At 65.8% G+C, this 10,522-nt stretch carries 9 protein-coding genes; 4 read left to right on the forward strand and 5 right to left on the reverse strand.

All coding sequences use genetic code 11. The features are described 5' to 3' along the window. Positions 1-85: 85 nt before the first annotated feature. Together CLG85_RS25950 and CLG85_RS25955 are read right to left on the reverse strand one after the other, a co-directional pair. On the reverse strand, positions 86-949 hold the full coding sequence (locus CLG85_RS25950) for a branched-chain amino acid aminotransferase (protein ID WP_095883369.1): 864 nt from the start codon (positions 947-949) through the stop codon (positions 86-88). A 101-nt stretch (positions 950-1,050) separates the two neighbouring features. Beyond that, positions 1,051-1,824: a ZIP family metal transporter gene (locus tag CLG85_RS25955; protein WP_095883368.1), complete on the reverse strand. Its 774-nt coding sequence runs from the start codon at positions 1,822-1,824 to the stop codon at positions 1,051-1,053. Between the two features lie 124 nt (positions 1,825-1,948). Between CLG85_RS25955 and CLG85_RS25960 the strand changes: the two genes are divergently transcribed. Next, entirely contained in the window at positions 1,949-3,115 is a 1,167-nt protein-coding gene (locus CLG85_RS25960; protein ID WP_095883367.1) for an alpha-hydroxy acid oxidase, read from the forward strand. Between the two features lie 66 nt (positions 3,116-3,181). Here CLG85_RS25960 and CLG85_RS25965 read toward each other — a convergent pair whose 3' ends face one another. Further along, entirely contained in the window at positions 3,182-3,871 is a 690-nt protein-coding gene (locus CLG85_RS25965; RefSeq protein WP_095883366.1) for a fumarylacetoacetate hydrolase family protein, read from the reverse strand. Between the two features lie 198 nt (positions 3,872-4,069). Between CLG85_RS25965 and CLG85_RS25970 the strand changes: the two genes are divergently transcribed. From CLG85_RS25970 to CLG85_RS25980, 3 genes are all read left to right on the forward strand, one after another. Continuing rightward, on the forward strand, positions 4,070-5,398 hold the full coding sequence (locus tag CLG85_RS25970; protein ID WP_095883365.1) for a replication-associated recombination protein A: 1,329 nt from the start codon (positions 4,070-4,072) through the stop codon (positions 5,396-5,398). A 259-nt stretch (positions 5,399-5,657) separates the two neighbouring features. Continuing rightward, positions 5,658-7,661, forward strand: a complete 2,004-nt coding sequence (locus CLG85_RS25975) for an acyltransferase family protein (RefSeq protein ID WP_095883364.1) — start codon at positions 5,658-5,660, stop codon at positions 7,659-7,661. A 192-nt stretch (positions 7,662-7,853) separates the two neighbouring features. Next, positions 7,854-8,288 (forward strand): DsrE family protein, encoded by a 435-nt coding sequence (locus tag CLG85_RS25980; RefSeq protein ID WP_311735042.1) that lies wholly within the window; start codon positions 7,854-7,856, stop codon positions 8,286-8,288. Between the two features lie 406 nt (positions 8,289-8,694). Here CLG85_RS25980 and CLG85_RS25985 read toward each other — a convergent pair whose 3' ends face one another. Then, a complete protein-coding gene (locus CLG85_RS25985) occupies positions 8,695-9,822 on the reverse strand; it encodes a radical SAM protein (protein ID WP_095883363.1) in 1,128 nt (375 codons plus the stop codon). 45 nt (positions 9,823-9,867) lie between these two features. Further along, on the reverse strand, positions 9,868-10,522 hold a 655-nt coding region (locus tag CLG85_RS25990; protein WP_260350272.1), incomplete at its 5' end, for a glycosyltransferase family 4 protein.

Here is a 10,522-nt window from a genome sequence, read left to right on the forward strand (position 1 = left end):
AAAACGCCGCTCGGCCCGGCCAGCGACCGGGCGCTGCGGGTCGATCGGGGCGTGAGCCATGCAACGGCGGCTCGCGGCGCAAGGCTCAGCCTTCGGTCAGCGCCCAGTCCCAGTAGAGCTCGCGCACGCGGCGCGCCACGGGACCGATCTGGTAGCTGGTGTCCTCGAAGCCCGAGACCGGCGTCACCTTCTGCAGGTTGCCGGACAGGAAGACCTCGTCGGCGCCCTCGAAATCCTCGAAGGACAGCACCGCCTCATGCACTTCCATGCCATCGGCGCGCATGTTCTTGATGTGACGCGCACGAGTGATGCCCGACAGGAAGGTGCCGTTGGCGATGGGCGTGAAGACAACGCCGTCCTTGACCATGAACACATTGGCCGTGGCGCTCTCGGCGACATTGCCGAGCGCGTCGGCCACCAGCGCATTGCCGAAGCCGCGCGACTGCACGTCGCGCAGCATCCGGGCATTGTTGGGATAAAGGCAGCCGGCTTTGGCGTTGCAGACCGAGCTCTCCAGAACCGGGCGGCGGAACCTGGTGCGGCCGAGGTGGGTCGCCGCGCCCTCGGGCGCCATGGGGATTTCCTCGAGCGAGATGGCAAAGGCGGTGCCTTCGTCACCCGGCACGATGGCGGTCGCATCGCCCTGGGTCGCCCAGTACATCGGGCGGATGTAGATGGCTGCCTCTTTGGGATAGGCGGCGAGCCCTTCCCAGACGATCTGCACCATCTCCTCGGTCGAGACGAAGGGCGTGAGCATCAGCGCCGTGGCCGAGCGGTTGATCCGCGCGCAGTGGGCGTAGAGATCGGGGGCGATGCCATTGACGTAGCGGGCGCCGTCGAAGACCGAGCTGCCGAGCCATGCCGCATGGTCGGCGCCGCGCATGATCATCACGTCGCCGTCGTGCCAGGTGCCCTGGAAATAGGTGCGGATGTTCTTGCCCGTTGCCATTGTCGTGTCTCCTGCGAAAGTTGCGCGGACCCTATGCCCGTGCGCCCGCAAGGTCCAGTGGCACAGAGCACCCTGTCACGGAAGAGCGAGCGCCAGGCCGGTCAGCCCAGCGTCACGTCGAGGAACATCATCAGGATCAGCCCGAAGATGAGCCCCGTGGTCGCGCGCTTCTGGTGGCCGTTGCGGTGGGTCTCGGGGACGATCTCGTGGCTGATGATGTAGAGCATCGCGCCCGCCGCAAAGGTCAGCCCCCAGGGCAGAAGGACCGCGCTGACGGAGACGGCGACGACCCCCAGCAGCGCCCCCACCGGCTCGACCATCCCGGTCAACGCCGTGTAGAAGAGCGCCCGGCCGCGCGAATAGCCCAGCCCGACCAGCGCGACAGCCACCGCGAGCCCCTCCGGCATGTCCTGCAGCGAGATGCCGGTCATCACCGACAGCCCGTTGGTGCGATCGACCCCGTAGGCGACGCCGATCGACAGCCCCTCGGGGAAGTTGTGGATCGAGATCGCCAGCACGAAAAGCCAGATCCGGGCGAAGGTCGCCTGGTCCGCCCCGCCCTCGGGGCCGGTCTTGAAGTGCTCGTGCGGAATGGCGTGGTTGAGCCAGGCCACGAAGCCCGAGCCGAAGGCGATGCCGAAGGCGGCGATGGCGGCGGCGATCCAGACCGAGCCGGTCTGCTCCTGCGCCACCTCGATGCCCGGGATGATCAGCGAGAAATAGGAGGCAGAAAGCATCACCCCGGCCGCAAAGCCGAGCATCATATCCGACGTGGCCTGCGTCATCTTGCGCCCGATCAGCGCCGGGATTGCTCCCGCGGTGGTTGCGATCGCGGCGATCATGCCGCCGCCGACGCCCCAGAGAATGTCCTGCATCGTGCCTCCGAACTGCTCGCGCGCACTAAACGGTCTTGCAAGGGGAGTTACAAGCACACGTCATTGCGCAAATTTCCCGGAAGCGGTAAGGAAACCTGACCAGTCCAAGGAGGAACCCCGGCCCATGCCCGTGATCACCGAGATCGAAGACCTCAGGCGCATCTACAAGCGCCGGGTGCCCAAGATGTTCTACGACTATTGCGAGTCGGGCAGCTGGACCGAGCAGACCTTCCGCGAGAACAGCTCGGATTTCGACAAGCTCTACCTGCGCCAGCGCGTCGCCATCGACATGACCGGGCGCAGCACCGCGACGCAGATGATCGGCCAGGACGTGGCGATGCCCGTGGCGCTCGCGCCGGTCGGCATGACCGGGATGCAGAACGCCGACGGCGAGATCAAGGCGGCGAAAGCGGCCGAGAAGTTCGGCGTGCCCTATTGCCTTTCCACCATGTCGATCTGCTCGATCGAGGACGTGGCGTCGAACACCTCCAAGCCGTTCTGGATGCAGGTCTACACGCTCAAGGACGACGACTACATGAAGCGGCTCTTCGACCGGGCCAAGGACGCCAAGTGCTCGGCGGCGGTGATCACGGTCGATCTGCAGATGCTCGGGCAGCGCCACAAGGACCTGAAGAACGGGCTTTCCGCCCCGCCCAAGCTGACCCCGACGTCGATCGCCAACATGGCCACAAAGGTGCCGTGGGGGCTCGAGATGCTGCAGACCAAGCGGCGGTTCTTCGGCAATATCGTCGGCCACGCCAAGGGCGTGACGGATCCCTCGTCGCTGACCACCTGGACCGCACAGAGCTTCGACCAGGCGCTCGACTGGGACCGCATCCGCGAGTTCCGCAAGATGTGGGACGGCCCGCTGATCATCAAGGGCATCATCGACCCGCGCGACGCTTTGGAGGCCTGCAACGTCGGGGCCGACGCCATCGTGGTGTCGAACCACGGCGGGCGACAGCTCGACGGCGCGCTCAGCTCGATCCGCGCGCTTGCGCCGATCATGGACGCGGTGGGCGACAAGATCGAGGTGCATCTCGACAGCGGTGTGCGCTCGGGCCAGGACGTGCTCAAGGCCGTCGCCATGGGCGCCAAGGGCTGCTGGATCGGCCGCGCCTACATCTACGGGCTCGGCGCCATGGGCGAGGCCGGGGTGACCCGGGCGCTCGAGGTGATCCACAAGGAGCTCGACGTGTCGATGGCGCTCTGCGGGCGCACCGACATCAACACGGTGGATCGCGATATCCTGATGATCCCCAAAGGGTTTTCCGGCGACTGGGAAGAGTGACGCCGAAACCCCTGACCCGATAGGAAAAAAAAGGCGCGGCCCAGGCCGCGCCTTTGCATGTCCGGTTCAGGCAATACTGATGGTGAGCGGCGCAAGCCCGTCGATCTCGACCACGCAGGTATCGCCGCGTTCCAGCGCGCTGACCCCGGCGGGCGTGCCGGTGTAGATCAGATCCCCCGCCTTCAGCTCGACCAGCCCCGACAGGTAGGCGATCACCTCGGGCACCGACCAGATCATCTGCGCAAGATCGCCATTCTGCCGCTCCTCGCCGTTCACGCTCAGCCGCAGCGTGCCCTTGTCGAGATGGCCCACCTCGGTCACCGGGTGCACCGGCCCGCAGACCGCCGAGAAGTCGAAGCCCTTGGCCATGGTCCAGGGCCGCCCCTTCTTCTTGGCCTCGGCCTGCACGTCGCGGCGGGTCAGGTCGATCCCGGCGGCATAGCCCCAGACGCAGTCCAGCGCCTCCTCCTCGGGGATGTCCACGCCGCCCTTGCCGAGCGCCACCACCAGCTCGCCCTCGTGGTGCAGATCGGCGGTTGCGGGCGGATAGGGGATCGCGTCACCCTCTTCCGCAATCGTGTCGATCGGCTTGTCGAAGAAGAACGGCAACTCGCGGTCCGGATCGTGCCCCATCTCGCGCGCATGCTCCGCGTAGTTGCGCCCGACGCAGAAGATCCGGCGCAGCGGGAAGCGAGCCTCGCTGCCGGCGACTGCAACCGAGGGTTGGGGCTGCGGGGTGAAGGTGAAATCGCTCATTCTGGGTCCTTCCTGTGGTCCTGCCGCTGCACCCGTGGCAGGCGGTCAAGTTGCGGAAATGTCTAGCAGGCCCTGCGGCCGTGACCAGCCGGTAGAAGAAAGATTGATGTACCGATCAGCGCCTTTGCCGTCTGGGATTTGCCCGCCCCGACGCGATCTGCTAGCGCATTGGGCAACGCCCAAACCACAGGCCCCCTCATGAGCGATCTCTTTGATGCAGCACCCCTCAAGGGCCACGTGCCCCTCGCCGCCGCGCTCCGACCCGAGACGCTGGACGACGTGATCGGGCAGCAGGCGATCACCGCGCCCGGCTCGATCCTGCGGCGCCGTATCGCTGCCAAAGCGCTGGGGAGCATCATCCTCTACGGCCCGCCGGGCATCGGCAAGACCACCATTGCCCGCGCCGTCGGCAACATGCTGGGCAAGGAGTTCCGCCCGCTGCACGCCACCCGCGACGGCGTCAAGGAACTGCGCAAGATCGCCGACGAGGCACGCATTCGCCCGCTGCTGATCTTCGTCGACGAGGTGCACCGCTTTTCGGCCACGCAGGCCGACGACCTCTTGTCGATCTGCGAGGAAGGCACCGCCGATTTCGTCGGTGCCACCACCGGCAACCCCTACCACGCGCTGCCGCCCGCGCTGGTCTCGCGCTCGACCATCCTGAAGCTCGAGCCGATGACCATCGAGGACATGGAACGGGTGGTGCACCGCGGTATCGACCATCTGGCCTCGCAGGGCATCGAGGTGACAATGGCACCGGAACAGGTCCGGCTGATCGCCGGCCGCTCGGGCGGCGACGCGCGTCGCGCCCTCACCACGCTGGAAAGCCTCGCCATCGGCCATGGCGTCGGGCAGGAGGGCGGCTCGGTCACCATCACCGAGGCGATGCTGGAAGAGGCCTATGCCTCGGCGGCGATCAACCACGACCGCTCGGGGGACCAGCACTACGACGTGGTCTCGGCCTTCGTGAAATCGATGCGAGGCTCGGACCCGGATGCGACGCTCTACTGGCTTGCCCGGCTGATCCACGCCGGAGAGGACCCGCGCTACATCGCCCGCCGCATCATGATACATGCCTCCGAGGACGTCGGCCTTGCCGACAATACCGCGCTGCAGACCGCCGTCGCCGCCTCGCAGGCGGTCGAGAAGATCGGCTATCCGGAAAGCCAGATCATCCTTGCCCATGCCGCGCTGCACGTGGCCCGCGCGCCGAAGTCGGGCTCGGTGACGCGGGGCATCGGGGCGGCGCTCGGCCATGTTACGAGCCAGCCGCCCGCCCCGGTGCCGCTGCACCTGCGCGATGCGCATTACAAGGGTGCCGAGAAGCTGGGTCACGTCGGCTACCTCTTCCCGCATGACGACCCGCGCGGCTGGGTGGAGCAGGTCTACGCGCCCGGCATCCGGCGCGGAGACTTCTACCAAAGCGATGCGCGCGAGGCCGCCACCTTCGAAAAGCGCGCCGACGCCTTCTGGGAGGGGACAACCGGCGCTGCGCAACCGCGACGCAGCCATCGACAAGAGAAGTAGCGCCGATGCATTCCGCAACCATAGCGAGAACGCCGCAACTTTAGTCACCTCATAAGCCATTCTTGGCCGAGAAGGTCAGCCTAAACCCGGGATTGCATCTCTGCACCTAGGTTTTCGCCTTGGTTGCGCGCATTAACTCTGCATTGACCTACGTCAACAGCTCGGCGATTTGCCAGATTTCCTTCGGCTTTTCAAAATTTTGCCGATCAATATTTCACGACTTCTCCATTTTTGACTGACGACGATCGGATCACATCGGATGAAGTACCGCGCCGAAATCGACGGCCTGCGCACGGTCGCGGTCCTCCCCGTCATCCTCTTCCATGCCGGATCGAAGCTGTTCGGCGGCGGCTTTATCGGGGTCGACATCTTCTTCGTGATCAGCGGCTACCTGATCACCACCATCATCGTCGACGAGCTGGGCCGGGGCGAGTTCAGCCTGCTCCGCTTTTACGAGCGCCGCGCCAAGCGCATTCTCCCCGCACTATGCCTCGTCAGCGTCACCGCGCTCGGGCTGGGCTGGATGGTCCTGCAGGGGCGCGACTTCGTCGAGTTCGTCCGCAGCCTGCTCGGGGTCGCGACCTTCTCTTCGAACATCTTGTTCTGGATGGAGGCGGACTACTTCGACACCGCCGCCGAGCTGAAACCGATGCTCCACACCTGGAGCCTCGCGGTCGAGGAGCAGTTCTACATCCTCTTCCCGCTGCTGCTGATGCTGCTCTGGCGCGGCGGGCAGAAGAGAGTGCTCCATGTGATCGTGGCCATCTTCGTGTTCAGCCTCGGGTTGGCGCAATGGCAGGTGCGCACCGACCCGATGTCGGCCTTCTTCCTGCTGCCTTCCCGCGCCTGGGAGCTCGGCCTCGGCGCCTTTTGCGCCTTCGCGCTGCGCGCGGACCCTCCACCGCTGGCCGCCGGTCTGCGCAACGCCCTCTCGGCGCTCGGGCTGGCGCTGGTCGCTGCGGCGGTCTTCGGCTTTGATGCCGAGACGCCCACGCCCAGCCTGATCACCCTCGTGCCGACGGTCGGCGCCGCGCTGATCATCCTCTTTGCCACCGGCGGCACATGGGTGCAGCGCCTGCTCAGCACCCGCGGCATGGTCGGCATCGGGCTGATTTCCTACAGCGCCTACCTCTGGCACCAGCCGCTGATGGCCTTTGCGCGGCACAATTCTCTGGAGGAACCGGCGTGGTACATCATGGCCGGGCTGATCGTGCTGACCCTCATGCTCGCCTGGCTGAGCTGGACCTACGTAGAGACCCCGGTACGCAAGGGCCAGTACGGCCGCCTCCGGCTCTTCGGCACCAGCGCCACCGGCCTTGCTGCCTTTGCGGCGCTGGGGCTCTTCATCCACAAGTACGATGAGCTCGACTACCGCAGCGGCCAGTTCAACGTGCTGAACGCGCAGATCAGCCTGCTCGACTACGAGAACGACAACATGGCGCTGCTAGAGGCGAGCGCGATGCCCTTCAGCGGCTATGCCCACAAGCTCGCCTGCCTCGGCAATTGCGACGCGGGCCATCAGGAGCGCGACTGGTTCGGCGCCGACACCGGCAAGCTGAAGCTCCTGCTCGTCGGCAACTCGCATTCCAAGGACGTCTTCAACATGCTGCTCTTCAGCGAGGAGGCCATGCAATGGATCCTGCCGGGCCGCTACACCGCGCAGATCGGCGAGCTTGGGCCGGGTAGCAAGTTCTTCGCCGCGCGCAGCTACGTCGAGGCCGATGCGGTCATGGTCGTCAGCCGGTTCAAGGACTCCCGCGATGATATGCAGGTGCTGGGCGGGCTGGTGAAACACATGCTCGATGACGGAAAGCGGGTGATCGTGGTGAAGAACATCTTCGAGTTCCCGAGGTATCTCGGCGGCAAGTGGACGGTCTTCGACAAGAACGTGCACAGCGCGCTCGCCGAGGGCATCACCGATCCCGCCACCATCGTCGCGCGCTCGGACCGGGAGTATTACCAGCTCTACAAGAGCGGCGCGACCGAGCCGCGGGTGATCGAGGCCAATGCCGAGATAGACCGCCTCAAGGCCAGCTATCCAGGCCTCATCGTGCTCGACCGGATGGACTACGTCTGCTCCGAGAGTGAACAGACCTGCTTTTCCGCAAGCGCCACGCTGAAGAAGTATTTCCCCGACTACGGCCACCACACCGAGGCCGGGGCGGAGTTCTTCAGCGGTCGCATGGACGAGGTGGGCTGGCTCGCCCCGGTGCTGGAGATGGCGCAGCACAAGCACACGGCCGAAGTCTCCACGAGCAAGTGAGCCGAGGCGGTCCCCGTGCGCCCCGGCGAACGCGCGGCGATCCCTGATCGGCGGGCGCAGAGGTCGCTTTCCCGACAATGCGATACACGCGGCTCGAAAGCCGCTCGGATGCCCCGGATGCGCATCCGCATCAAAACCCTATTTTATTCTTTCATTCACATATATGATTACGTTGTCTAAGGGAGGAGACAGATGATGATCAGGAGAACCGCGCTCACCGCGTTGCTCGCGGCGGCGCCGCTTATGGCGATGGCAGAAGGCAAGACCCACCACGTGGCGATCCACGTGGACCAGAACGACCCGCAGGTTCTGAACATGGCGCTGAACAACGCCCAGAACGTCGCGGCCTATTACACGGAAGCCGGAGACGAGGTGGTGATCGAGATGGTCGCCTACGGCCCCGGGCTGCACATGCTGGTCGAGGGAAAGAGCCCGGTGAAGGACCGGATCTCGACCATGGCGCTCGAACTGCCGATCACCTTCTCCGCCTGCGGCAACACGATCGCCGGAATGGAGAAGAAGACCGGCGAGAAAGTGGTGCTGCTCGAGGAGGCGCAGGTGGTGCCCTCGGGCGTGGTGCGGCTGATCGAGCTGCAGGAGGAGGGCTACGCTTACGTGCGGCCCTGAGGAGAGCGGTGGCCTTCGGCCTTGAGCTGAGGCCGGGCAGGCAGGCTCTCAGCTTCCCCGGCATGAACCGGCCGCGGTCTCCCGCGGCCGGTCGCGCAGCACCCGCATGTGCCCCAGATCCTGGGAAGCGCAAACCTGCGCTTGCTTGCCGAACAGCAAGAGCCCGAACAGTTCTTCGATCTGCGAGGCCCGCTCCTTGCTGCCACTGGCAGCAAGGCAGTCACCAGCGCGCCACTCTCAAGCGTCAGGCTGCCGCGGTGCGGACGTTCGGCGGTCCTTGGCAACGGTGACCGCCTGCCTCTCCGCCGTGCCCGGCGTCGGCCCTTGTCCGGACGGTTGGCAGGTCCTGCTCCTCTTTGGTGCGACGCTGCTCTCGGCGCACGCTCGAGGGGGCAGACGCCCTGCCCTAGCTCGGCGTGTAGAGCGCCCGCGATTGCCTGTGCAGGTTGACCCGCTTGTCGTAACCGCAGTTGCAGTTCGGGCAGTTGAGGTTGAAGGCGTCGCGTGAGAAGCGCTTGTGCTTTTCGGTGAAGAGCATCTCGGTCAGCCGCTGCTTGTGCAGGTTGCCCATCTTGAAGGTGACGAAGCAGAGCTGCACCGTGCCGTCGGGACCGATCCAGAGCATGTCGTAACTGGTGCAGGGCAGCCGCATCTTCTCCTTGCGGATCAGCCAGTCGGGGATCGAGCGGATGCCACGCTCGGTGTTGCGGATGAGGTCGGGCTCTTTCTTCTTGGCCTCGAGCAGCAGACCGCTGATCTCGTCGAGCAGCGGGCGGTCCTCCTCCTCGAACCAGAAGGGCTGGTTGTCCCCTGCCTCATCCTTCTTGACGAAGTAGGGCAGCGAGTAGTGGATCAGGTTGATGTAGATCTGCATGTCGAGATCGCGGGCGAACTGCAGCGTGTCGCGCACCGTCTCGAGCTTGCCGGTGCCGCGCATGAGCAGCCAGTCGAGGCTCATCGGCAGCTTGTCGGCACTGTGCCGCCGGCGGGTCTCGGTGAGCGATGTCTTGACCAACTCGAAGGAGCCGCGGCGCTGCACGTAGTCGTCGTAGTCCTGCCCCAGCCCATAGAGCCCGACCGAGACCTTGCGCAGCCCCGCATCGACCAGTTTGTCGATCTTCTTGTCGAGCAGAAGCCCGTTTGTGGTGACATACATGTTGAGACCGCGGTCGCGGATACGGCCGACGAACTTGTCGAGGTCGCGGTGCAGCAGGGGCTCGCCACCATAGAGCCGGATGTTGCCGATGCCGAGTTCCTTGCAATCGTCGATGAGCTGCGCGCCGATCTCCCAAGGGAGCTGCGTTCCATGCATGAAGTCTCGTCCGTAACAGCACGCCCCACAACGAAGATTGCAGTTCGAGGTGAGACTCAGGAAAACCTCGTGCGGGGCCGGGCGCACCAGCTTGTCGCTGACCTGGGCCATCGAGAAATGCGCCCGGCGCATGTGCTCCTTGACCACCTTGGCCGGCGCGTAGAGCGGCGAGCCCTGCAGCGCCGACTTGACGCTCCGTTCGATCTTGTTGCTGTTCGGCATAGTGTCCTCTCCTCCATGTTGTCGGGTCTTTTTTTCGGGTCTTTTTCAATCCTGTCTCGTCACAGCCTCCCCCTGGCACGGCGCCAGGTCGGTCGCGGCGGAGAAATCGCCCTCGAGCGTCTTGCGATAGAGCCGCCGCAGCGCGGCGCTCCAATCCTCCACACGGTAACTTCGTAGCACGCGTGCCCGCGCGGCCCGTCCGAGCTCGGCGCGCAGCACCGGGTCTGCGGCGAGCTCTGTCATGGCGCGCGCCAGTGCCTCGGGATCGCCGGGCTGGACCCGGCGCCCGACGCTGCCGTCGACGACCGAAAAGGCGCTGCCCGCCGGGGTGGCAATGACCGGCAGGGCGTGGCTCATTGCCTCCAGCAGGGCGATCGACAGCCCCTCGGCGCGCGAGGCGCTGACGTAGACGTCGTGGCGGCTCAGCAGCTCGGGCACGTCGGCACGTGCCCCGAGAAAGCGCACATGGTTGCGCAGCGCGAGCGTCCGCGTACGTTGTTCAAGTACGGCGCGGCAGGCGCCCTCTCCGGCGATGGAGAGCTCGAACGGCATACCGCGCTGCGCCAGCCGGGCGGCGGCCCAGAGCACTGTGTCGACGTCCTTTTCCGGCGACAGCCGGCCGACGACGAGAAAGCGCGCTGGATCGCCCGGCGCCCGGCCCGCAGCGCGGCGGTGCACAATCCCGGCCAGCGCGGGCGGC

Source organism: Alloyangia mangrovi (assembly GCF_002300555.2).
Taxonomy (GTDB): domain Bacteria; phylum Pseudomonadota; class Alphaproteobacteria; order Rhodobacterales; family Rhodobacteraceae; genus Salipiger; species Salipiger mangrovi.

Coding starts and splice junctions, on each gene's coding strand:
- CLG85_RS25960 (WP_095883367.1), top strand. CDS start 1,949: ATGCCCGTGATCACCGAGATCGAAGACCTCAGGCGCATCTACAAGCGC.
- CLG85_RS25975 (WP_095883364.1), top strand. CDS start 5,658: ATGAAGTACCGCGCCGAAATCGACGGCCTGCGCACGGTCGCGGTCCTC.
- CLG85_RS25980 (WP_311735042.1), top strand. CDS start 7,854: ATGATGATCAGGAGAACCGCGCTCACCGCGTTGCTCGCGGCGGCGCCG.
- CLG85_RS25955 (WP_095883368.1), bottom strand. CDS start 1,824: ATGCAGGACATTCTCTGGGGCGTCGGCGGCGGCATGATCGCCGCGATC.
- CLG85_RS25950 (WP_095883369.1), bottom strand. CDS start 949: ATGGCAACGGGCAAGAACATCCGCACCTATTTCCAGGGCACCTGGCAC.
- CLG85_RS25970 (WP_095883365.1), top strand. CDS start 4,070: ATGAGCGATCTCTTTGATGCAGCACCCCTCAAGGGCCACGTGCCCCTC.
- CLG85_RS25985 (WP_095883363.1), bottom strand. CDS start 9,822: ATGCCGAACAGCAACAAGATCGAACGGAGCGTCAAGTCGGCGCTGCAG.
- CLG85_RS25965 (WP_095883366.1), bottom strand. CDS start 3,871: ATGAGCGATTTCACCTTCACCCCGCAGCCCCAACCCTCGGTTGCAGTC.